The organism is Gryllotalpicola reticulitermitis (assembly GCF_042651345.1).
GTDB lineage: Bacteria > Actinomycetota > Actinomycetes > Actinomycetales > Microbacteriaceae > Gryllotalpicola > Gryllotalpicola reticulitermitis.
In genome coordinates this window covers 184,801-207,222 of record NZ_JBHSCN010000004.1, presented here as the reverse complement: position 1 = coordinate 207,222, position 22,422 = coordinate 184,801, and the positions used below count along the sequence as shown (strand labels likewise).

The following is a 22,422-nucleotide window of genomic DNA, read 5'->3' as shown; positions in this document are numbered from 1 at the left end:
CAAGTCTACAAAGCCCAGGGGGCTCTCTCTCGCGGGGCGAGGCCCCGCGACACGGCCGATACCGACGGGAAAGGCCCGGTCACCGTGAAGTGACCGGGCCTGTTCCTGAGGGCTGACTACGCGGCCTTCGGCGCCGACGTGTCGGCGGGCAGAGCCTTCTTGGCGGCCTCGACGAGACCGGCGAAGGTCGCGGGCTCGTTCACGGCGAGCTCGGCGAGGATGCGGCGGTCGACCTCGATGCCGGCCAGGTTCAGACCCTGGATGAGGCGGTTGTAGGTCAGGCCGTTCTGGCGGGCAGCGGCGTTGATGCGCTGGATCCACAGGCGGCGGAACTCGCCCTTGCGAGCGTGACGGTCACGGTACGCGTAGACGAGCGAGTGAGTGACCTGCTCCTTCGCCTTGCGGTAAAGGCGCGAGCGCTGGCCGCGGTAACCCTCGGCGCGCTCAAGGACGGTACGACGCTTCTTATGCGCGTTGACCGCGCGCTTGACTCTAGCCATTTCTCTTTACTTCCTTACGTCGTATCGCGCTTACTTGGCCAGCAGGCGCTTGATGATCTTGGCGTCGCTGTTCGGCAGGACCTGGTCCTCGTTGAGACGACGCGTGCGGCGGCTCGACTTGAGCTCAAGGTTGTGGCGCATGCCGGCCTGCTGCTTCATGACCTTGCCGCTGCCGGTGATCTTGAAGCGCTTCTTGGCGCCCGAGTGGGACTTCTGCTTGGGCATCGTGTTATTCCTTCTCGTCGGTCGCCTGGGGCGCGTCGGCCTCAGGCTCGCTGTTCGTGTTCTGCGCACGCGCCTCGGCTTTCGCCGATGCGCGGCGTGCGTTGGCCTCGGCCTTCGCGTCCGCCTTGTTCTTCAGCGGACCGATGACCATGACCATGTTTCGACCGTCGATGGTCGGGTTCGATTCGACTGAACCGAACTCGGCGACATCTTCGGCAAATCTCTGAAGCAGACGCACGCCCTGCTCGGGGCGGGACTGCTCACGACCGCGGAAGAGGATCATCGCCTTCACCTTGTCCCCCGACTGGAGGAAGCCGACGGCCCGCTTCATCTTGGTCTCGTAATCGTGCTTGTCGATCTTGAGGCGGAAACGAACCTCTTTGAGGATCGTGTTCGCCTGGTTGCGCCGAGCCTCCTTGGCCTTCTGCGCAGCCTCGTACTTGAACTTGCCGTAATCCATGATCTTCACCACGGGCGGCTTGGAATTCGGGGCGACCTCGACGAGGTCGAGATCCGCTTCCTGCGCCAGGCGAAGTGCGACCTCGATCTTCACGACGCCGATCTGCTCGCCACTGGGGCCGACGAGTCGCACTTCGGGGACGCGGATACGGTCATTGGTACGGGGATCGCTGATGCGTTGCTCCTCTGTTCGGGTTGAACCGGCTGCCATAGGGCTACGAGAGGAGAACCGCCTTCACCGCGACGCCCGCGCACATACGCGTGCAATCACTCGGCACACCCCCTACGGAGCTTGCGCTCCTCGCTGCCCAGCGCTCTGGAGCGCTGCCCAGCCTGCCGGCGAGCCGGCGGAGGGTATCGACCCGGTAACCTGTTGAAGCGGTCAACGCGGGCGGGAAGAAATTCCACTTTCGTCCTGACGCACAGAGGCGCCAGAGCCAGTGAGCAAGTTTAGCACAGCGCTCTTGCCCAGCGCTCCGGGCGACCAGGAAACCACAGCACGAGAGCAGGGGCATGAGCGACGTCGAAGACGCCACGCGGGACATCGGCGAGGTTCCGGCAGCGGAACTGATCACCACGGTATCGGTTCACCTGATGAGCGCGGCGGCGGTGAAGCTCGGCCTTGCCGAAGAGGGCGCCGAAGCCCTCGACCTCGATGAAGCGCGCAAACTCATCGACGCGCTCGCCGGCCTGGTGACGGCCTCGGCTCCGCACATCGGCGACCAGCACGCTCGACCCCTGCGCGACGGACTGCGCACCCTGCAGCTCGCCTTCCGCGAGGCCTCCAGCATCCCGGACGCTCCGGGCGCCGGGCCCGGCGAGAAGTGGACGGGTTCCGTCATCTAGCCGATACAGAGGCGCCTTCCGACTTGCGTCTAGGTTTTGTCCAGACCCGTTGATTAGCGTCTCGGAACGTGGGGAGACGACAGGCGCTCGGGTGGCTCGGCGCGACCATCTGCTCCGTCGCTCTCGTGATAGCCGGCGGACTGATGCTGAGCAGTGTCGCCGTGCACCGCTACCTGCAGGCGTCGACGTCGGCGATGCACCGCGGTGACACCCAAGACGCGGGCCCCACGCCGGCTCCGACCGACGTCGCCGCCATCGATCGTGTCGTCGCTGCCCTCACCGGCATGCCGGGCGTCGCCACCGCGAGCTGCGACATCGACACCGCACCGCCGTCGGCGGCGCAGCCGACTCCTACCGCGGAGGGTGCGCCGAACTCCGTCGGCGACTTCAGCTACGAGATCTCGGTGATCATGACGCCCGACGCCACGGCGGCCCAGTCGACGGACGTCGTCTACAGCATGACCAAGCAGTTGCAGAACGCACACGTCAACCTCGAGCTGTCCGTTCCGACGGGTGACGGGCACGCGGAATCCGTCGTGGACTACCGCAACGCCTTCGATGCGCCGGTCGCGCGCTCGACGGTCGCGGCGGTCTCGCAGGCGGTCTCGGTCGCGACCGCGGTTCCCGGGGTCGAGTCGGTGCATGTGACGGTGCCGTACACCTGGAATCTGGCCGCCGGCGACCTCGACGTCCACTTCGCCACGAATGCCGTGCAGCAGCCGACCGACGAGCTGAAGCACGCGCTCGCACGCACGGCGCTGGCCGGCGTGGAGTGGTCACCAACGCACTGATCGCTGCTACGCCGGAGCGAGGCGCAGCGTCATGGAGTCGACGCCCCCCGCGATCTCCGGCGACGCCGCCCACCTCGCCGTCAGGCGCTGCACGAGCGGCTGCAATTCCTGCTGGCTGAGCCCCGGCCGAAGGGCCAGGGATACGACGAGCTCCTCGGCGGCAAGACGCTGCTGCGGGTCGCCGTTGTCGAGGGCGATGCGCGCGACAGCCGGCTCCGCGGCGACGGATGCCTCGAACGCGGCGCGCACCACCGGGTCGCGGTAGCTCGGCATCCACGGCTCGCCGCTTGCGAGCGCATACACCGCGGGGCGGCGCAGCACGAACTCGCCCGGGCTCGCCGGGTCGATGACGATGAGCTGCGTCTCCTCGCTGACGGCCGCGAGTGCGACACGCGGGCCCGCGGCCGGCACGGGGCGGGCCCGCGGATTCCACACCGAGAGCGTCTCGACCGAGGTGAACGCCGGCAGCACCGTGCGGCCGTCGGGTCCAGCCACCGTGACGATCGAGAGCTCCTGCGTCTTGTCGACGAGATGGCCGTCGGGCGCGGTGCCGATCTCGCCCGCGTGCGCGAGCAGGGGTACGAGGACCCGGGCCGCGCGGAACGCCTCGACGACGTCTTCGGGCAGGACGCTGCCGGCGACGAATCCGTTCAGCGCGGCCTGAAGCGCCGGATCGGCCGCCCCGTCGTCGCTCGCCGCCGCATTCGGAGTGAAGCTGCGCCCCGCCCACGGCTGCCCTGCCGAGTCGGCGGCGCCATGCCCGTGGTGCGCGTCAGGCCCCAGCGACACCGAGCGCCTCGGTCAACGTGAAGCGCCCCGCATAGAGCGCCTTGCCGACGATCGCTCCCTCGACGCCACGCGGCACGAGCTCGCGCAGTGCCGCGATGTCATCGAGGCTCGAGATGCCGCCGGACGCGACGACCGGCATGTCGGTCTTCGCCGTGAGCTCGGTGAGCAGTTCGACGTTCGGCCCGCGCAGCGTGCCGTCCTTGGTCACGTCGGTGACCACATACCGGCGGCAGCCCGCCGCCTCGAGCCGCTCGAGCACCTGCCACAGATCGCCGCCCTCGCGCGTCCACCCGCGCGCGGCGAGAGTCGTGCCGCGCACATCGAGGCCGACTGCGATCGCCTCGCCGAACCTGCCGATCACGGCGTCGGCCCACTCGGGATTCTCGAGCGCGGCGGTGCCGAGATTCACGCGGGTCGCGCCGAGTTCGAGCGCGTGCTCGAGTGACGCGTCATCGCGAATGCCGCCGGAGAGCTCGATCTTCACACCCTGGACCTCACGCAGCACCTCACGCAGCACCTCGCGATTGTCCCCGCGGCCGAAAGCGGCGTCGAGGTCGACCAGGTGGATCCACTCGGCGCCCTGCTGCGCCCAGTCGAGCGCCGCATCAACCGGGCTGCCATAGCTCGTCTCACTGCCCGCCTCGCCCTGCGTGAGCCGAACAGCCTGGCCGCCCGCCACATCGACGGCGGGAAGCAGGACAAGCGGGGGCAGAGAGGTCGAATCGGTCATGCGTCTTCCTGTGGTGCGGTGTGGAGTGGTGAAAGCCCGGTGGGCGGGCTAGCGCGACAGCGTGTCGAGCCAGTTCGCGAGCAGACGGATGCCTGCCTCGCCGGATTTCTCGGGGTGGAACTGCGTCGCCGACAGCGGGCCGTTCTCGACCGCGGCGACGAAGCGGCCGCCGTGCTCGGCCCAGGTCACGCTGGCAGCGTGGAACGGCCGCTGCGTCTCCAGCGTCCAGCTCTGCGCGGCGTACGAGTGCACGAAGTAGAAGCGCTCACCCCCGAGACCGCGGAAGAGCGTCGAGTCGGAAGCCGCGTCGACCGTGTTCCACCCGATGTGCGGCAGCACCGGCGCGTCGAGTCGCGTGACGGGCCCGGGCCACTCCCCCAGCCCGTCGGTCTCGGCACCGTGCTCGTCACCGCGCTCGAAGAGCACCTGCATGCCGACGCAGATGCCGAGCACTGCGCGGCCCCCGGCGAGTCGCCGCTCGATCAGCTCGTCGCCACGGACGGCCTTCAGCTGGTCGATCACGGCACGGAACGCACCGACTCCCGGAACGACCAGGCCATCCGCATCCATCACGGCCTGACGGTCTTTCGTCACCGCCACGTCGGCCCCTGCCGCCTCGAGGGCCTTGGCCGCCGAATGCACGTTGCCGCTGCCATAGTCGAGCACCACGACCGTGGGCCGGGGCACCGCGTCGCTCACAGCGCCCCCTTGGTGGACGGCACGCCACTCACCGCGGCGTCGAACGCCTTCGCCTGCCGGAACGCGCGAGCGAACGACTTGAATTCGGCCTCGGCGATGTGGTGCGGGTCGCGACCGCCGAGGACGCGCACGTGCACCGTGAGCGCCGCGTTGTAGGCGATCGCCTCGAAGACGTGGCGCACCATCGAGCCGGTGAAGTGACCGCCGATCAGGTGGAACTCGAACCCGGCCGGCTCCCCCGTGTGCGCCAGGTAGGGACGACCCGAGATGTCCACCACTGACTGCACGAGCGCGTCGTCGAGAGGCACCGTCGCGTCGCCGAACCGGGCGATGCCGCTCTTGTCGCCCAGAGCCTGCCGGATGGCCTGACCAAGCACGATCCCGGTGTCTTCGACGGTGTGGTGCACGTCGATGTGGGTGTCGCCGCTGGCCCGGACCGTCAGGTCGGTCAGCGAGTGCTTCGCGAACGCCGTCAGCAGATGGTCGTAGAACGGCACAGAGGTCTGGATGTCGCTGGTGCCGGTGCCATCGAGGTCGAGACTCAGCTCGATTCGGGACTCGCTCGTCTCGCGCGTGATGGAAGCGGTACGGGGGCCTGCCGTCATGCCCGTCAGCCTACCGGCGCGGTGTCGGCCGCTGCCGCGCGCGGGCTGCCGTGACGCGCCACATACCGCGCCATCGCGTCGAGGAACTCGGTGGTCTCGGGCTCAGTGCCGGCGGAGACCCGCAGGCTGTGCGGAATGCCCATCTCCCGAATGATGATGCCCTCGGCGAGCAGCTCGTCGAACACCTCATGCGGGTGGTCGACACCGCTGAACAGCACGAAGTTGCTCCAGGTGCGGGACACGCGATAGCCGAGTGCGCGCAGTCCGTCGACGATTCGGTCGCGCTGGCGCTTGATGTCGTCGACCATCGCCAGCATCTCGTCGGCGTGCGCCAAGGCCGCCTCGGCCGCGGCCTGCGTGAGAGTCGACAGGTGGTACGGAAGGCGCACCAGGCGAAGCGCGTCACCGATGGCGGGATCGGCGGCGAGGTAGCCCAGCCGCACGCCCGCAAAGGCGAACGCCTTGCTCATCGTGCGCGAGACCACGAGTCGCTCCCGACCGGGCAGCAGCGTGAGCGCGCTGGGTTCGCCGGAAGGGAAGAACTCGGCATAGGCCTCGTCGACGATCACGATGCCTGGCGCAGCGTCGTACACGGCCTCGATGACATCGAGCGCGAGTGGCGTGCCGGTGGGGTTGTTCGGAGAGCAGAGGATCACGATGTCGGGCCGCACCCGCTCGACCCACTCGGCTGCATGACGGGCGGAGATCTCAAAATCAGCGTCTCGATCGGCGGCGACCCACTCCGTTCCGGTGCCGGTGCAGAGCAGCGGATACATCGAGTACGTGGGCGCGAAGCCGAGCGCCCTGCGGCCGGGTCCGCCGAATGCCTGCAGCAGTTGCTGAAGGATCTCGTTCGACCCGTTGGCCGCCCAGATGTTCTCACGAGTCAGCTCGTGGCCGAGGTAAGCGGCGAGGGCATCGCGCAGGCCGACGAATTCGCGGTCGGGATACCTGTTCGCGCCCGCCACCGCGGCACCGAGGCGCGCGATGATGTCTGCCTGCACGTCATCGGGAATCGGATGGGTGTTCTCGTTGACGTTGAGCTCGACCCGCACATGATTCTGCGGAGCCCCGTACGGCTCACGCCCGCGGAGATCGTCACGGATGGGGAGGTCAGAGAGCGACGTCACCCAACAATCGTAGGCGGCCACCGCCCGGCGACTGAATTACGGGCTAGTGGCTGAACTGAGGCGGGATCGCAAGCGACTGCCCCGGCATGACGACCGAGGATTGCAGGTCGTTGAAGTCCACGATCGCCGAGATGACGTCGCGCGGGTCATCGTGGGGCGCGATCTTCTCTGCGAGCTGCCAGAGGGACTCGCCCTGAGTGACCGTGACGTGCTCTACCGCTGGGGTCGAGGACTGCGATTGACCGGCGGCGCCTGCGACGCCCGAGTTGAGGCCGAACCACAGTGCAAGTGCGACGAGCGGAGCCGCGACGATCACGGCGAGGACCACACGGCCACGCGCCGTGATGCGCAGTCGCGAGCCGCGGAGCGGCGTGGACAGGTGAACAATGCTGGTGCTCATGTCAAACCTTCACTTTCGTCACTCGATTCGGAACATGCGTTCGATTTTTGGCGCATCACCGAACCTATCTTCGATATCTCCCCCGCGCAAGTGCTCGCGCATTACGCAGCTATCCACCGGTTTTCGCGACTCGCTCGAACACAACGCCTAGTAAGCGTGCTTTGTCGCTAATCTGTGGATCACTGGTTACGGATGCAACCAGGGACCACCGACATTGGGGATTCACGTGACCGCAGACACCACACCCAAGCGCCGCACCCGGAGGCGCAAGAACCTCAGCGACAAGCAGCTGGCGATCCTCGACGTGATCAAGAAGTCACTCGCGGCGCGCGGCTACCCGCCGAGCATGCGCGAGATCGGCGACGCGGTCGGGCTCGCCTCGTTGTCCAGCGTGACGCACCAGCTCAATCAGCTCGAGCTCTCCGGCTATCTGCGGCGCGATCCGAACCGCCCGCGCGCCCTCGAGATCCTCATCGATCCGCCGGCACCGACGGAGCAGACGGAGGACTTCGAAGCGAAGGCGCCCGTCGGCGACGCGATGCTCGTACCCCTGGTCGGCCGCATTGCTGCGGGCATTCCGATCACGGCCGACCAGCAGGTGGAAGAGGTATTCCCCCTTCCCCGTCGCATCGTGGGCAACGGCGATCTGTTCATGCTGAAGGTCGCGGGTGAGTCGATGATCGACGCGGCGATCTGCGACGGCGACTGGGTGGTCGTTCGCCAGCAGCAGGACGCCGTCAACGGCGACATCGTCGCGGCGATGCTCGACGGCGAAGCGACGGTCAAGGTGTTCCGCCAACGTGACGGCCACACGTGGCTGCTGCCTCGCAACTCGGCGTTCGAGCCGATTCTCGGCGACAACGCCGTCGTGCTCGGCAAGATCGTGGCGGTGCTGCGCGCGGTCTAAGGCCGCGCCGCCGCCCTCACGACAGGCCGACCGCCTCGAGGCGGTAGGGCTCGAACGGCGCGAGCCGCGTCGGGTCGATCAGGGCGGTGACCCGAGTGCCTTCTTCCGTGTATGCGGTCGCAGTGACCCGGCCGCGCTCGTGCAGCGCAGCGATCACCTCTCCGCGCTCGTAGGGCACAAGCAGCTCGACGCGCACGGCCCTGTCGGGAATCAGGCGCATGACCCGGGCGAGAACCTCGTCGACGCCCTCGCCGCTGCGCGCGCTGGCGAACACCGCACCGGGCTCCAGCCCCCTGAGCACCAGTCGCGTGTCGTCGTCGACCAGGTCCGACTTGTTGAAGACGACGAGCTCCGGAATGTCGCGGGCGCCCACCTCTCCCATGACGTCACGGACCGTCTGAAGCTGCGCTGCAGGGTCGGGGTGCGACGCGTCGACCACATGAACGATCACGTCGGCGTCCTGCACCTCCTCGAGCGTCGAGCGGAACGCTTCGACGAGCTGATGGGGCAGGTTGCGCACGAAGCCCACCGTGTCGACGAGGGTGTACGGGCGGCCATCGGCCGTCTCGGAACGTCGCACCGTCGCGTCGAGGGTCGCGAACAGTGCGTTCTCGACGAGCACGCCCGCGCGCGTGATGCGGTTGAGCAGACTCGACTTCCCCGCGTTGGTGTAGCCGGCGATCGCCACCGACGGCACCTCATTGCGACGTCGATTCGCTCGCTTCGCCTCGCGGGCGGGCTTCATCTCTCTGATCTGCCTGCGCAGTCGCGCCATGCGCGTATGGATGCGCCGACGATCGAGCTCGATCTTCGTCTCACCGGGGCCGCGGCTGCCCATGCCGTTCCCGGCACCGCCGACCTGACCGCCGGCCTGCCGGCTCATCGACTCGCCCCAGCCGCGCAGACGCGGCAGCAGGTACTCGAGCTGCGCGAGCTCGACCTGCGCCTTGCCCTCGCGGCTCTTGGCGTGCTGGCTGAAGATGTCGAGGATCACTGCCGTGCGGTCGATCACCTTGACCTTCACGACGTCTTCCAGAGCACGGCGCTGGCTCGGAGCCAACTCCGTGTCGGCGACCACGGTGTCGGCGCCGAGATGACTCACGATGCTCGCAAGCTCCTGCGCCTTGCCACGACCGAGGTACGTGCTCGGGTCGGGATGCGGTCGCCGCTGCAGCAGCCCGTCGAGCACGACAGCCCCGGCAGTCTCGGCAAGCGCCGCGAGCTCGCGCAGCGAGTTCTCGGCGTCGTCGAGCGAACCGCCGGAGTACACGCCGATCAGCACCACGTTCTCGAGCCGCAGCTGCCGGTACTCGACCTCGGTGACGTCATCGAGCTCGGTCGACAGACCGCCGACGCGTCGCAGTGACGCACGGTCTTCGCGGTCGAACTGCTCGCCGTCGGTGTCGACGAACGACGCATCCGTCACATCGAGCAGCGCCTGCGCTCGCTGGCTGAACAGTGCATAGCCTGCGGCGTGAGAGTCTGCGTTCGCGAGCACACGCGCGACGACGTCGTCGCTGTCTGTGCGAGGGGTCGTGTCGGCTGAGCCGGTGGTAGTGCGATCTTCGGTCATCGTTGAGCTCTTACTCTACTTGCGTCTGCGATGCACGTGGGCCGTGATCGCTGGGTGTTTTAGTGGACGGGGGCGGTGCTGTACGTTGCTGGCATGGCTTCGGGCGACCACTATTTCAGCGCGTCGCCGGAAAGCGACCCCAAGCTGAGGCCGATCCGCGTGCGGCTCGCGGGCCGAGATCTGACGGTCACGACGGCAGCGGGTGTCTTCAGTCCCGATCACGTCGACGTGGGCACCTCGGTGCTGCTGGCCAGTACCCCGTCACCGCCACCGGGCGGCCAGTTGCTCGATCTCGGCTGCGGGTGGGGGCCCGTCGCGCTCTCTCTTGCTCTCGGCTCGCCGCACGCAACGGTATGGGCCGTCGACGTCAACGAACGCGCACTCGACCTGGTGCGCCGGAACGCGGAGTCGTTGGGTCTCACTAATGTGAACGCCGTGCGCCCCGAGGATGTTCCGGCCGACGCCTCGTTCATGACGATCTGGTCGAACCCGCCGATCCGCGTCGGCAAGAGTGAGCTGCACAACCTGATGCAGACGTGGCTGCCGCGGCTCGAGCCGGGGTCGGATGCGTGGCTCGTCGTCGCGCGGAATCTCGGCTCAGACTCACTGCAGCGCTGGCTTGACGCGTCCCTGCCCGCCGAGTTCGGAACCACCCGGGCGACGACGAGCAAGGGGTTCCGTGTGCTCCGCGTGCGTCGCCACGGCGGCGAGCCCATCGCCGATTAGCTATGCGAGGGTGAGCTCGCCGTCGAAGACGAGCTCTGCAGGGCCGTTCAGCGCCACGTGCTCGCCGTCCTCCGCGGGGAACATGCGCACCGTGACCTCGCCGCCCGCGACGATGACCCTCCAGTCGCTCGGGGCGCGCTCACCGGCCCAGTGACGCGTCGCAAGCGCGGCCGCCACAGTGCCGGTGCCGCACGAGAGGGTCTCACCGACCCCGCGCTCGTGGACCCGCATTCGAATGCGCCCGATGCCGTCTTTGACGAGCGGGTCGCCCGGCACCACGAACTCGACGTTGGCGCCGTCGACGGGCTCGGGGTCGAGTACCGGGACATAGCTCAGGTCGAGCGCGTCCAGCTCGGCGTCGTCCGACAGCGCGACGACGACGTGCGGGTTGCCGACGTTGACGCCGAGGCCGGGCCGCGCGACGCGCAGTTCGCGGGCGTTGACGAGCGGCTCGCCGCCCTCCAACTGCCAGCGCCCCATATCGACCTGGTACCCGAGCGTTGAGCGCTGCACGTCGCGCACGCCCGCACGCGTGCCGATCGGCAGCGTGTCGCCCGGCGGCAGCAGGGCGAGTCGGCTTCGCGTCAGGAACTCGGCGTACACGCGAATCCCGTTCCCGCACATTTCGGCCACCGACCCATCGGCGTTGTAATAGTCCATGAACCACTCGGCCGCGGGGTCTTCCGCGAGCGCCGCCGCCCCGTCTGCAAGGTTCGCCGAGCGGACCGCCCTGATCACGCCGTCGGCGCCGATGCCGAAATGACGGTTGCACAGCGCCCGAACGCGCTCCGGCGTGAGCTCGAGCTGTCCCTCCGGATCTGCGATCAGTACGAAGTCGTTTCCGGTGCCGTGGCCCTTGCTGAAGCGGAGCGTGATCGCCATTCCTCCAGCCTATCGGCGGCGATCGTGGCACGAGCGGCGCCGTCGCCGCGTTCCGTGTCGAGCCAGGTCACGTGCTCATAGCGCTTGAACCAGCTGACCTGCCGACGTGCGTATCGGCGCGTGAGCGCCTGGGTCTGCGCGATCGCCTCTTCCGCCGCCAGGCTGCCGCGCAGCTGCGCGAGCGCCTGCGCATACCCGATTGCGCGAGACGCGGTGACGCCGCTCTCGAGCCCTGCTCCCCGAAGCCGGTCGACCTCGGCGACGAGGCCCGCAGCCCACATGTCCTCGACCCGCGCATCGAGTCGCCGCACGAGCTGCTCGCGCGGTGTCGACAGCCCGACGATGAGCGACGGATGCCACAACCGCGGCGCCTCAGGCAGAACCGCACCGTGCCCCGCCTCGGCGAGCTCGTGGATCTCCAGCGCGCGAACGATGCGCCGGCCGTTCGCCGGGTCGACCTTCGCCGCCGTCGCGGGGTCGAGTCGTTCGAGGCGTGCGAACAGCGCGCGCGCCCCCGAGTTCGCGAGCTCGGCCTCGAGCCGCGCACGCACCTCGCGATCGCGACCCGGGAATCGGAAATCGAAGATCACGCTCGAGACGTACAACCCTGAGCCGCCCACGAGGATCGGCACCGAGCCACGCTCGCGCACCGCCTCGACGACACCGCGAGCCTCCACCTGGTAGGCCGCGACGCTCGCCTCCTCCGTCACGTCGAGCACATCGAGCAGATGATGACGGATGCCCCGCCGCTCGCTCGGCGGCAGCTTGGCCGTGCCGATGTCCATGCCCCGGTACAGCTGCATCGCATCGGCGTTGACGATCTCGGCGGTCGCACCACGCACTGCGAGGCGCTCGGCGGTGCGAATCGCGAGGTCGGACTTGCCCGTGCCGGTCGCGCCGATGATGACGAGGAGCGGCGCGTCGGTCACGGTCAGCGCAATTCGTCGTTCGCGTCGTAGATCGGCGACGTCGCGACCTGCGACGTGCTCGTCGCGCGCAGTGACGGCATGCCGAGAGAGACCGCGGCCGCGGCACCCCCGTGGCTGTGCCCAGTCGGCACGGCGCACGAATCGGCCTGTTCGCGGTCCCACGCGACGCCCGCGCGAGTCGGGCGGATCGCGAGCGGCGCGCCGTCGGCGGAATCGGCCAGCAGATGGAACGGCGCCGCATGCGTGATGCGGACCGTGACCACGTCACCGGGCCGCGGCACGGGCGAGCCGGCCGGCACCTCGAAGTGGACGAGCCGACTGTCTTCGGCCCGACCGCTCATGCGGTGCGTCTCGCCGTCCTTCTTGCCCTCGCCCGTCGAGACCAGCACCTCGACCGTGCGACCGAGCTGCTTCTCGTTCTCTTCGAGAGAGATGCGCTCCTGCAGCGCGACGAGACGGTTGTAGCGCTCCTGGACCACTTCCTTCGGGACCTGGTCGGCCATGGTGGCCGCGGGCGTTCCCGGCCGGATCGAGTACTGGAACGTGAACGCCGACGCGAACCGGGCGGCTTCGACCACGCGCAGCGTGTCCTGGAAATCCTCTTCGGTCTCGCCGGGGAAGCCGACGATGATGTCGGTCGAGATCGCCGCGTTCGGGATCTTCGCCCGCACCCGGTCAAGGATGCCGAGGAACCTCTCGGAGCGGTACGAGCGACGCATGGCACGCAGGATGCGGTCGGAGCCCGACTGCAGCGGCATGTGGAGCTGCGGCATGACGCTCGGCGTCTCTGCCATCGCGTCGATGACATCGTCAGTGAACGCAGCCGGGTGCGGGCTGGTGAAGCGGATGCGCTCGAGCCCGGCGATCGTTCCCGCGGCGCGCAGCAGCTTCCCGAACGCCTGGCGGTCGCCGAACTCGACGCCGTAGGAGTTCACGTTCTGGCCGAGCAGCGTCACCTCGATCGCGCCCTGGTCAACGAGCGACTGGATCTCGCTCAGCACCTCGCCCGGACGCCGATCGCGTTCCTTGCCCCGCAGCGACGGCACGATGCAGAAGGTGCAGGTGTTGTTGCAGCCGACCGAGATGGAGACCCACCCGCTGTGGCTCGACTCGCGCTTCGTCGGCAGCGTCGACGGGAACGTCTCAAGAGCCTCGAGGATCTCGATCTGCGCCGCGTCGTTGTGACGGGCCCGTTCCAGCAGGCTCGGGAGCGCACCCATGTTGTGTGTGCCGAAGACGACGTCGACCCACGGCGCCTTCTCGAGGATCACGCTCTTGTCCTTCTGAGCGAGGCACCCCCCGACCGCGATCTGCATGCCTGAGTGCCGGCGCTTGACGGATGCCAGGTGACCGAGATTGCCGTACAGCTTGTTGTCCGCGTTCTCGCGCACGGCACACGTGTTGATCACGACGATGTCGGCCTCGTCGCCGTTCGCCGGAACGTAACCGGCCGCCTCGAGCGAGCCCGACAGGCGCTCGGAGTCGTGCACGTTCATCTGGCAGCCGTAAGTCCGCACCTCGTAGGTGCGACGGCGCCCCGCGTCGTCGACGGCCGCGGCGGACTCGGCAATCAGAGTCGGCGCCTCGCTGGGCCGACGCAGTTCACGGCTGGTGACAGTGCTCATGGTGGCTCAATTGTACGTTCGACGCGCGAACGTCAGCGCCGCGAGCGCATGGCGTCGCCCACGGCGACGGACACGGTCTCGCCCGAGTACCCGCGGCGCATCAGATAGCCGTAGAGGCGGCGCTCGGCGGTCTGGTCGTCGAGGCCCGAGAGCTGCGTCACCCGCTTCATCGCGACCTCGATCGCGCGCTCCCGCTCATCGTCCTGGTCGAAGTCGGCCAGCGCCTCGGTGATCGCGTCGCCGTCGATGTGGCGTCGTCGCAGCTCGCGCTCGATCGCCTGGCGCCCCTGGCCCTTGCGGGCACGAGCTGCGTAGACCATCGACACCGCGAGCGCAGCGTCATCGAGCAGGCCGACGCTCGCGAGTCGCGTCAGCTCGGCTTCCGCGACGGACTCATCGACGCCACGCTTCCTCAGCACCTGCTCGAGTTCCCACCGAGACATGCCCCGACGGGCGAGCTGGTGGAGTGAGACGTTCGCGGCGCGCTTCCCCGCCTTCTCTTGCGCGCGCTCGAACGGCTGCTCCTTCGAGTCGCGCCTTGACGCCCCGCCTTCGCCTTCGCCTTCTGCGGCCGCTGCAACCAGATCGCGCACCGATGCGAGAGCGGCCTGAGCCTGCTCGCTGGGCGAAGCACCGGGCAGATAGGTGACCGGGGCGAGCCCACCGGACTCTCGGGCACCAGTGGCCGCGGGCTCGCGCCCCGCCTCAGCGCGCGGGTGCTTGCGCTCCTCGTCGGATGGAAAGAACCGGACAACCATCTGGTGCCCCCGCTACGCGCCCTTGCGCTGCGGCAGAGTCGCCACGTTCTCGACAGGAGCAACCTCTTCCACAGCGTTCGGGTCTTTCACGACACCGAGCTTGACGAGAATCTTCTGCTCGATCTCGTTGGCGATGTCGGCGTGCGCGATGAGGAAGTTGCGCGAGTTCTCTTTGCCCTGGCCCAGCTGGTCGCCCGAGTACGTGTACCACGCCCCCGACTTCTTCACGATGCCGTGCTCGACACCGAAGTCGAGCAGGCTGCCCTCGCGCGAAATGCCGATGCCGTAGAGGATGTCGAACTCGGCTTGCTTGAACGGCGGCGCCATCTTGTTCTTCACGACCTTGACACGCGTGCGGTTGCCGACTGCGTCGGCCCCGTCTTTCAGCGTCTCGATGCGGCGGATGTCGAGGCGCACCGATGCGTAGAACTTCAGTGCCTTGCCGCCGGAGGTCGTCTCAGGGCTGCCGAAGAACACCCCGACCTTCTCACGCAGCTGGTTGATGAAGATCATCGTGGTGTTCGTCGAGTTGAGGGCGCCGGTGAGCTTGCGCAGTGCCTGCGACATGAGTCGCGCCTGCAGGCCGACGTGCGAGTCGCCCATTTCGCCCTCGATCTCAGCGCGCGGCACGAGGGCCGCCACCGAGTCGATGACGATCAGGTCGATGGAACCGGAACGCACGAGCATGTCGGCGATCTCGAGCGCCTGCTCGCCCGTGTCGGGCTGCGAGACGAGCAGTGAGTCGATGTCGACCCCGAGCTTCTTCGCGTATTCCGGGTCGAGAGCGTGCTCGGCGTCGATGAAGGCCGCGATACCGCCCGCGCTCTGCGCGTTGGCGATGGCGTGCAGGGTCAGTGTCGTCTTACCCGAGGACTCAGGCCCGTAGATCTCGACGACGCGCCCGCGCGGCAGGCCGCCGATGCCGAGCGCGACATCGAGAGCGATGGAGCCGGTGGGCACGACCTCGACAGGCGCGCGCTCGTCGCTGCCGAGCCGCATGACGGAGCCCTTGCCGAACTGACGGTCAATCTGGGCGAGCGCGGTCTCGAGCGCTTTCTCGCGATCGGCGGGAGTAGGCATTTCGAAGTCCCTTCAAAGAAGCTGCGGTGACGTCTGCGACAGTACGCGTGGGGTCCGACATCGGGTGCCCGAGAGCAGTGATCGGTGTGAAACTAGGGGAACGGCCCGGCCTGTGCTGGCCAAGTCATCGTAAGAGCGACGATAGCAGCGGTCGAATCCGTGTTCGAGATCGACGCGGCGTGTCGCGCACCGAAGTTCGTATCAGCGGCGCTCAGGGTTCACGAGGCCGGCGCCGTGGCGTCGCGCATCCGGCACATCCATCGCCTCGCAGAGCGCGTACCAGACGTCGCGCGGCGACTCCCCGGCCGCGAGCGCCTGCTCCGCCGTGCGGCCGCGCAGCTCGATCAGCACGAGCTCGCGCACGAGCTGGCCCCCATAGGCCGATCCGAACTCCTGCTCGATCGCGCGATGGAACTCACTGAGACGCATGGTTCCTCCAGCGTAGACGCGCGGTTCCGGACACAGGCCGTGCACGAAACAGCGGATGCCCCGGGCTCCTGCCCGAGGCATCCGCCGATGTCGTAGTGTCAGCGCTGGCTGACGAGCTCGCTGTCGAGACGGGCCGCGAAGTCGTCGGGGAGCGCGTCGGGCACGATGGCCTCAATGCCCTCGAGAACCGCGAGGCGATCGCCGACCTCGCGCATGATGACCGAGATCGGCGTGTCCAGCGCTTCGGCGACCGAGGCGAGGATCTCGCTCGACGCCTCCTTCTGGCCTCGCTCGACCTCGCTGAGGTAGCCGAGCGCAACACTCGCCTTGCTCGCGACCTGACGCAGCGTGCGGCCCTTCTGAAGGCGGAAGTCCCGCAGCACGTCGCCGATTTCCTGACGTACCAGAATCATGGGCGCCCCCTTCTTCGTCGCTCTGCCCTGGCCCGAAGCCGCCCTCACGAGCGCTCCTTGCGATGCACTGTAGTTCACGTTCCCTGCAATCCGCTGGTTCATTGTTGGCATCGTTAACGAGACTGCAACACGCGCTATTCCGCGGCGGCGGCGATGATGCCGTCGACCGCAGCCGTGACCGCAGCCGCCCGGATCTGCGCCCGACCCCCGTCCAGGTGCAGCTCCTGAACCCGGGTCGAGGTACCGAATGCGACACCGACGAATACGGTTCCGACCGGCTGGCCGCCCTGCGCGGCCGGGCCGGCCACGCCGGTCGTCGACACACCGACGTCAGCCGCGCGCCCTTCCACTGCGAGCACTGCGCGAACGCGCTCGGCCAGCTGGCGCGCCACGTCGGCATGCACGGGTCCGTGCTCGGCGAGCAGTTCGGCGTCGACCCCGACCACGCTGTGCTTGATCGCCGTCGCGTAGACGACGACGCCGCCGTTCACGACCGCGGAGGCTCCGGCGGGGCGCGTGAGCTCCGCCGCGAGAGCGCCGCCGGTGAGCGACTCGGCGACGGCGATGGTCAGCCCGCGTGCGGCCAGCGCAGTGATGAGTGCGGCCGTCGGATCGGAGACGGACGCCGCTGCCCCCGCCTCAGACATCCGCCCGCTCGCCCTTCTCGCGGTGCAACCGGATCGCATTCCACGCGTAGTCGAGACCGGAGACGACGGTGAGCACCAGCGCGATCGCCATCAGGACCCAGTTGACCCAGTGCACCCAGTCGCCGAGCGGGACCCAGAACGGCAGCAGCGCCAGCGTGATCGCAACGCCCTGGAAGACGGTCTTGAGCTTGCCACCGCGGCTCGCCGGGATCACGCCGTCACGGATCACGACGAAGCGGTACACGGTGATGCCGATCTCGCGCACGAGGATCACGATCGTGACCCACCACCACAGCTCGCCCACGATCGACAGACCGACGAGCGCGGCGCCCGTCAGAATCTTGTCCGCGATCGGATCGAGCAGTTTTCCGAGCTCGGTCACCTGGCCGTTGCGGCGCGCGAGCCACCCGTCGACGCCGTCGGTGGCGATGCCGACGGCGAAGAGCACACCGGCCCACCAGCGCGCCGGGCCGTCGTGCCCCGCGTCCGCGAGCAACAGCCACAGGAAGGCCGGTGCGAACAGGATGCGCACGATGGTGATCGTGTTCGGCAGGTTCCAGTTGCTCGGCCGAGCCGGGGTGTCGGTCACAGCATCAGCCTACGGGGCCGATGCTGCGCGAGAGTCAGTCGCGCCCGGTGAGACCCCACGCGTCTTCGTCGGAGGCCGCGTCGACCTCTTCGAGGCCGCCCTCTTGGCGGGCCAGCACATCGTCGCCGTAGCGGTCCTCGTCGTCGGCCGCCGACGCCGGCGGATTCGACCCGTGAGCAGTCGGCGCCGGCGACGCCGGGGCCGCGGCCGGGGCTGCGTCTTCGCCGCGGATCTTCGCCAGCACGGCCGGCAACTGCTCCGCCGTCACCAGCACGTCGCGGGCCTTCGAACCCTCGGACGGGCCGACGATCTCGCGCGACTCGAGCAGGTCCATGAGGCGCCCGGCCTTCGCGAACCCGACCCGCAGCTTGCGCTGCAGCATCGACGTCGACCCGAACTGGGTCGAGACGACGAGCTCGGCCGCGGCGAGCAGCAGCTCGAGGTCGTCACCGATGTCGGAGTCGATCTGCTTCTTCTGCTCCGCAGGCACGACGTCTTGCCGGTAGTCGGGTCGCGCCTGACGCGTGACGTGATCGACGACCTTCTGAATCTCGGACTCGTTGACCCAGGCGCCCTGCACGCGGATCGGCTTGCCTGCGCCCATCGGCAGGAACAGCGCATCGCCCTGGCCGATCAGCTTGTCGGCGCCGGGCTGGTCGAGGATGACCCGCGAGTCGGTGACCGACGTGACCGCGAAGGCGAGGCGTGACGGCACGTTCGCCTTGATCAGGCCCGTGACGACGTCGACGGACGGGCGCTGGGTCGCGAGGACGAGGTGGATGCCGGATGCACGCGCGAGCTGGGTGATGCGCACGATCGAGTCCTCGACGTCGCGCGGAGCCACCATCATCAGGTCGGCGAGCTCGTCGACCACGACCAGCAGATACGGATACGGCTTGAGCTTGCGCTCGCTGCCCGGCGGCAGCACGATCTCGTTGTTGACGACGGCCTTGTTGAAGTCGTCGATATGACGGAAGCCGAACGACGCGAGGTCGTCGTACCGCATGTCCATCTCTTTCACGACCCACTGCAGCGCCTCGGCCGCCTTCTTCGGGTTCGTGATGATGGGAGTGATCAGGTGCGGCACGCCGCCGTAGATCGTGAGCTCGACGCGCTTCGGGTCGATCAGGACCATGCGCACCTCTGACGGCTTCGCGCGCATGAGCAGCGACGTGATCATCGAGTTGACGAACGACGACTTGCCCGAGCCGGTCGAGCCGGCGACGAGCAAGTGAGGCATCTTGGCGAGGTTGGCCACCACGAAGCCGCCGCCGACGTCTTTGCCGACGCCGATCGTCATGGGGTGCCTGCTGTTCGTCGCCGCGGCCGAGCGCAGCACGTCACCGAGCGAGACGGTCTCGCGGTCGGCGTTCGGGATCTCGATGCCGATGGCGCTCTTGCCGGGGATGGGCGAGAGGATGCGCACTTCGTTCGACGCGACGGCGTAGGACAGGTTCTTCGAGAGCGCGGTGACACGCTCGACCTTCACGCCGGGGCCAAGTTCGATCTCGTACTGGGTGACGGTCGGTCCGCGGGAGAACCCTGTGACCTTGGCGTCGACACCGAACTGCGTGAGCACCTCGGTGATCGCCCGGACGACCTCATCGTTGGCAGCGGAGCGGGTCTTCGCCGGCGGCCCGGCCGCCAGCGTGCTCGCCGACGGCAACACGTACGGCTTGGCGGGCGCAGGCGCAGCGATGACCGGAACCAGCTCCGCGCTCTCGCTGATCGGAAGGCCGTCGAGCTGCGCCTTGTCGTCGACGGGGACGACCTCGGTCATGTTGTCGCTGCGCAGCCCCGGGCCGGGGCCGGCCGGAACTTCGCCCGTGAATCGCTTCACCGCGTCTTCGGCGTGGGCGAGCTCGGCGAAGACGTCGAAGCCGTCTGCCGCCGGAACCGGGTCGGGCTCGAGAGCCGTCGCGAAGCCGCCCGCGACCGGAGCCTCGGGCGCCTCGCCGAACACGGCGCTCAAAGAGCCCGCATCGCCGTCGAAATCGGGGTCTTCCTCACGCCCGCTCTTGTTACGCCGCCACCACGGCAGTCGGTCGGGACCCCCGTGCTCGTCGCCGTCATCACCCTCGCGCGCGCCGTCGAGTTCGACCGGGACGCTCTTCTCAGCACGCTCGGCCTTGGCGGCCTTCGCCGCCTCGCGCTCCTCTTCCGTCGGCACGGCCGCGCCGAACAGGTAGGCGTAGAGCTCGTGGAGACGGCGCCCGATCTTGGTCGGCGGCGTCTTCGTGATGATCAGCACGCTGAGCATCAGCAGCACGATCATGAGCCCTGCGGCGCCGTAGGCGGTGATCAGCAGGATCAGCGGTGCCCCCACCATCCACCCGATGACGCCGCCGGCCTGCGCGAGGACGGGCATACCGGCAACCGGTTGGGGACGCGAGCTGAAGACGTGGCACATCGCCGAGATGCTGATCAGCGCCAGGATCAGTCCGACGCCGATGCGGGTGTTGTCGTGGACGGACGACGGATGGCGGAACAACCAGATCGCGAAGATCAGCAGCACCACGGGCAGCACGAACGCGACCCGGCCGACGAGACCGCCGAAGGTCCACGCGTCGAGGGCCTGCGCCCACGGCGCGTTGATGAAGAACCACTCGTCGATCGCGCCCGCGACGGCAAGCACCACGAGGAAGAACGGCAGGCCATCGCGACGCTCTTCCTTCGCGAGGTTCTCAGGGCCGAGCGCGCGCGCCGCGCCGCCCACGAGGTGGGCGAGCCCGATCCACGCCTTTGCGACCATCGCGTGCTCGGTCGTCTCGATCACGACGGTCTGATTCGCGGGAAGCTTCTTCGTGGGCGCGGTCTTCTGCTTTGCAGACCGACCGCGCGCGCCACCGCCGCCCGCACCGCGGGCGCGCGAAGACGACGTGGTGCTCGTGGCCATGATCAGAAGCTATCCGAGGCCTGTGACATCGCCCGGGAGCGGGCGCGGAGAGTCGCCGCTGGGCCTAGGCCTCGATGACCAGGGGCACGATCATCGGACGGCGGCGGTAGCTCGAGTTCACCCAGCGCCCCACCGTGCGACGCACGGTCTGGGTCAGGGCGTGGTTGTCGCGCACGCCGTTCTCGGCCGCCTCGCGCAGCGCCGCCGCGATCTTCGGCTTGACGTCGTTGAACACCGCGTCGTCCTCGGCGAACCCGCGGGCGTGGATCTCGGGACCCGCGACGATGTGACCGCTCGCGGCCTCGACCACGACGATCACCGAGATGAAGCCCTCTTCGCCGAGAATCCGCCGGTCTTTGAGGTCGGCGTCGGTGATCTCGCCCACGCTGGAGCCATCGACGTACACGTAGCCGATGTCGAGCTGGCCGACGACCCGCGCCTCGCCCTCGCGCAGATCGACGACCGTGCCGTTCTCGGCGAGGATCGTGTTCTGCGCCGGAACCCCCGTCTGCTGCGCGAGCCTGGCGCTTGCGAACAGGTGCCGGTGCTCGCCGTGCACGGGCATGACGTGCTTCGGCTTGAGGATGTTGTAGCAGTAGAGCAGCTCGCCCGCGGCCGCGTGGCCCGAGACGTGCACCTTCGCGTTCCCCTTGTGGATCACGGTCGCGCCGAGCTTGGTGAGCCCGTCGATGACGCGGTACACCGAGTTCTCGTTTCCGGGGATGAGGCTCGAGGCGAGGATCACGGTGTCGCCGGGGCCCAGCTCGATCTGGTGCTCGAGGTTCGCCATGCGCGCGAGCACGGCCATCGGCTCGCCCTGCGAGCCGGTCGACATGTAGACGATCTTGTCGTCCGGCACGTCGCCGGCCTTCTTGAAGTCGATCAGCACCCCGTCCGGCACTTTGAGATAGCCGAGCTCGGCGGCGATGCCCATGTTCTTCACCATCGAGCGGCCGAGCAGCGCCACGCGCCGCCCGTTCTGAGCCGCCGCGTCGAGCACCTGCTGCACGCGGTGCACGTGACTCGAGAAGCTCGCCACGACGACACGCCTGGTCGCCCTCGCGATGATGTTCTCGAGCACCGGCCCGATCTCACGCTCGATGGGCGTGAAGCCCGGAACGTCGGCGTTCGTCGAGTCGGGCAGGAACAGGTCGACCCCGTTCTCGCCGAGCCGCGCGAAGGCGCGCAGGTCGGTCAGACGCCCGTCGAGCGGAAGCTGGTCCATCTTGAAGTCGCCCGTGTGCAGCACGACCCCGGCCCACGTCGTGATGGCGACGGCGAGCGCGTCGGGGATCGAGTGGTTGACGGCGATGAACTCGAGCGTGAACGGCCCGAGCGTCTTGACCTCGCCCTCTTTCACGACCCGCGTAATGGGCTTGATGCGGTGCTCTTTGAGCTTCGCCTCGACGAGCGCGAGGGTGAGCGCCGAACCGTACAGCGGAATGTCCTGCCGGAGTTTCAGCAGGTACGGGACCGCGCCGATGTGGTCTTCGTGACCGTGCGTGAGCACCACGCCGATCACGTCTTTGAGGCGGTCACGGATCGGCCCGAAATCGGGCAGGATCAGATCGACACCGAGCTGGTCGGGCTCCGGGAAGAGCACTCCGCAGTCGACGATGAGGATCTTCCCGTCGATCTCGTACACCGTCATGTTGCGCCCGACCTCGCCGAGGCCGCCGGTGGGGAACACGCGAAGCGTGCCGGATTCGAGTGCGGGCGGGGCGTAGACGGCTGCTGCCATATCTCCTTCTAGCGCTTGTGAGCGTGGATCAAAACGAATGCCGTGGCCAGTGC

General features: G+C 68.4%; 25 protein-coding genes. 4 read left to right on the top strand and 21 right to left on the bottom strand.

All coding sequences use genetic code 11. The annotated features are described in order from the left end of the window. Positions 1–116: 116 nt before the first annotated feature. From rplT to infC, 3 genes are read right to left on the bottom strand one after another with little or no spacing between them, the layout of a single operon-like run. A complete protein-coding gene (gene rplT / locus ACFOYW_RS07105; protein ID WP_390228118.1) occupies positions 117–500 on the bottom strand; it encodes a 50S ribosomal protein L20 in 384 nt (127 codons plus the stop codon). Between the two features lie 30 nt (positions 501–530). Beyond that, positions 531–725 carry a 50S ribosomal protein L35 gene (gene rpmI, locus ACFOYW_RS07100; protein ID WP_390228117.1) on the bottom strand — a complete coding sequence of 65 codons (195 nt, stop codon included), beginning with the start codon at positions 723–725 and terminating at the stop codon, positions 531–533. Positions 726–729: 4 nt separating this feature from the next. After that, positions 730–1,395 (bottom strand): translation initiation factor IF-3, encoded by a 666-nt coding sequence (gene infC, locus ACFOYW_RS07095; RefSeq protein ID WP_390228116.1) that lies wholly within the window; start codon positions 1,393–1,395, stop codon positions 730–732. 302 nt (positions 1,396–1,697) lie between these two features. On the opposite strand from infC, the gene ACFOYW_RS07090 reads away from it, so the two are divergent. Continuing rightward, positions 1,698–2,030: a DUF1844 domain-containing protein gene (locus tag ACFOYW_RS07090; protein ID WP_390228115.1), complete on the top strand. Its 333-nt coding sequence runs from the start codon at positions 1,698–1,700 to the stop codon at positions 2,028–2,030. Positions 2,031–2,098: 68 nt separating this feature from the next. Further along, on the top strand, positions 2,099–2,821 hold the full coding sequence (locus ACFOYW_RS07085) for a hypothetical protein (protein WP_390228113.1): 723 nt from the start codon (positions 2,099–2,101) through the stop codon (positions 2,819–2,821). Between the two features lie 6 nt (positions 2,822–2,827). Here the strand turns inward: ACFOYW_RS07085 and ACFOYW_RS07080 are convergent, their stop codons facing one another. The 6 genes from ACFOYW_RS07080 to ACFOYW_RS07055 are packed head-to-tail and all read right to left on the bottom strand — an operon-like array spanning position 2,828 to position 7,174. After that, complete coding sequence (locus ACFOYW_RS07080) at positions 2,828–3,610, bottom strand: SseB family protein (protein ID WP_390228112.1); 783 nt, start codon at positions 3,608–3,610, stop codon at positions 2,828–2,830. After that, entirely contained in the window at positions 3,594–4,340 is a 747-nt protein-coding gene (priA, locus tag ACFOYW_RS07075; protein ID WP_390228111.1) for a bifunctional 1-(5-phosphoribosyl)-5-((5-phosphoribosylamino)methylideneamino)imidazole-4-carboxamide isomerase/phosphoribosylanthranilate isomerase PriA, read from the bottom strand. The genes ACFOYW_RS07080 and priA overlap by 17 nt, the downstream gene beginning before the upstream one ends. 48 nt (positions 4,341–4,388) lie before the next feature. Next, entirely contained in the window at positions 4,389–5,039 is a 651-nt protein-coding gene (hisH, locus tag ACFOYW_RS07070; RefSeq protein WP_390228110.1) for an imidazole glycerol phosphate synthase subunit HisH, read from the bottom strand. Then, the gene (gene hisB, locus ACFOYW_RS07065; RefSeq protein WP_390228108.1) at positions 5,036–5,644 is read right to left on the bottom strand and encodes an imidazoleglycerol-phosphate dehydratase HisB; all 609 of its coding nucleotides are present in this window, start codon (positions 5,642–5,644) and stop codon (positions 5,036–5,038) included. Before hisB ends, hisH begins: the two co-directional genes overlap by 4 nt. Before the next feature lie 5 nt (positions 5,645–5,649). Next, positions 5,650–6,774 carry a histidinol-phosphate transaminase gene (locus ACFOYW_RS07060; protein WP_390228107.1) on the bottom strand — a complete coding sequence of 375 codons (1,125 nt, stop codon included), beginning with the start codon at positions 6,772–6,774 and terminating at the stop codon, positions 5,650–5,652. Between the two features lie 43 nt (positions 6,775–6,817). Continuing rightward, complete coding sequence (locus ACFOYW_RS07055; protein ID WP_390228105.1) at positions 6,818–7,174, bottom strand: LysM peptidoglycan-binding domain-containing protein; 357 nt, start codon at positions 7,172–7,174, stop codon at positions 6,818–6,820. A 226-nt stretch (positions 7,175–7,400) separates the two neighbouring features. On the opposite strand from ACFOYW_RS07055, the gene lexA reads away from it, so the two are divergent. Then, a complete protein-coding gene (gene lexA, locus ACFOYW_RS07050) occupies positions 7,401–8,081 on the top strand; it encodes a transcriptional repressor LexA (RefSeq protein ID WP_390228104.1) in 681 nt (226 codons plus the stop codon). Positions 8,082–8,097: 16 nt separating this feature from the next. Here the strand turns inward: lexA and hflX are convergent, their stop codons facing one another. Continuing rightward, entirely contained in the window at positions 8,098–9,654 is a 1,557-nt protein-coding gene (hflX, locus tag ACFOYW_RS07045; RefSeq protein WP_390228103.1) for a GTPase HflX, read from the bottom strand. A gap of 93 nt (positions 9,655–9,747) precedes the next feature. Between hflX and ACFOYW_RS07040 the strand changes: the two genes are divergently transcribed. Next, positions 9,748–10,380: a class I SAM-dependent methyltransferase gene (locus tag ACFOYW_RS07040; protein WP_390228102.1), complete on the top strand. Its 633-nt coding sequence runs from the start codon at positions 9,748–9,750 to the stop codon at positions 10,378–10,380. Here the strand turns inward: ACFOYW_RS07040 and dapF are convergent, their stop codons facing one another. The 11 genes from dapF to ACFOYW_RS06985 form a co-directional block, all read right to left on the bottom strand. Continuing rightward, the gene (gene dapF, locus ACFOYW_RS07035) at positions 10,381–11,262 is read right to left on the bottom strand and encodes a diaminopimelate epimerase (protein ID WP_390228101.1); all 882 of its coding nucleotides are present in this window, start codon (positions 11,260–11,262) and stop codon (positions 10,381–10,383) included. After that, positions 11,205–12,191: a tRNA (adenosine(37)-N6)-dimethylallyltransferase MiaA gene (miaA, locus tag ACFOYW_RS07030; RefSeq protein WP_390228100.1), complete on the bottom strand. Its 987-nt coding sequence runs from the start codon at positions 12,189–12,191 to the stop codon at positions 11,205–11,207. The genes dapF and miaA overlap by 58 nt, the downstream gene beginning before the upstream one ends. A 2-nt stretch (positions 12,192–12,193) precedes the next feature. Beyond that, positions 12,194–13,816 carry a tRNA (N6-isopentenyl adenosine(37)-C2)-methylthiotransferase MiaB gene (gene miaB / locus ACFOYW_RS07025; RefSeq protein ID WP_390228099.1) on the bottom strand — a complete coding sequence of 541 codons (1,623 nt, stop codon included), beginning with the start codon at positions 13,814–13,816 and terminating at the stop codon, positions 12,194–12,196. Positions 13,817–13,848: 32 nt separating this feature from the next. Next, positions 13,849–14,574 (bottom strand): regulatory protein RecX, encoded by a 726-nt coding sequence (locus ACFOYW_RS07020; RefSeq protein ID WP_390228098.1) that lies wholly within the window; start codon positions 14,572–14,574, stop codon positions 13,849–13,851. 12 nt (positions 14,575–14,586) lie between these two features. Next, entirely contained in the window at positions 14,587–15,654 is a 1,068-nt protein-coding gene (gene recA / locus ACFOYW_RS07015; RefSeq protein ID WP_390228097.1) for a recombinase RecA, read from the bottom strand. Between the two features lie 201 nt (positions 15,655–15,855). Beyond that, complete coding sequence (locus tag ACFOYW_RS07010) at positions 15,856–16,083, bottom strand: DUF3046 domain-containing protein (RefSeq protein ID WP_390228096.1); 228 nt, start codon at positions 16,081–16,083, stop codon at positions 15,856–15,858. A 98-nt stretch (positions 16,084–16,181) separates the two neighbouring features. Continuing rightward, entirely contained in the window at positions 16,182–16,496 is a 315-nt protein-coding gene (locus ACFOYW_RS07005; protein WP_390228094.1) for a helix-turn-helix domain-containing protein, read from the bottom strand. 134 nt (positions 16,497–16,630) lie between these two features. Next, positions 16,631–17,143 (bottom strand): CinA family protein, encoded by a 513-nt coding sequence (locus ACFOYW_RS07000; protein ID WP_390228093.1) that lies wholly within the window; start codon positions 17,141–17,143, stop codon positions 16,631–16,633. After that, entirely contained in the window at positions 17,136–17,732 is a 597-nt protein-coding gene (pgsA, locus tag ACFOYW_RS06995; protein ID WP_390228092.1) for a CDP-diacylglycerol--glycerol-3-phosphate 3-phosphatidyltransferase, read from the bottom strand. Before pgsA ends, ACFOYW_RS07000 begins: the two co-directional genes overlap by 8 nt. 34 nt (positions 17,733–17,766) lie before the next feature. Next, positions 17,767–20,628 carry an FtsK/SpoIIIE family DNA translocase gene (locus ACFOYW_RS06990; protein WP_390228091.1) on the bottom strand — a complete coding sequence of 954 codons (2,862 nt, stop codon included), beginning with the start codon at positions 20,626–20,628 and terminating at the stop codon, positions 17,767–17,769. Positions 20,629–20,692: 64 nt separating this feature from the next. Next, positions 20,693–22,369 (bottom strand): ribonuclease J, encoded by a 1,677-nt coding sequence (locus ACFOYW_RS06985; RefSeq protein ID WP_390228090.1) that lies wholly within the window; start codon positions 22,367–22,369, stop codon positions 20,693–20,695. Positions 22,370–22,422: the final 53 nt, after the last annotated feature.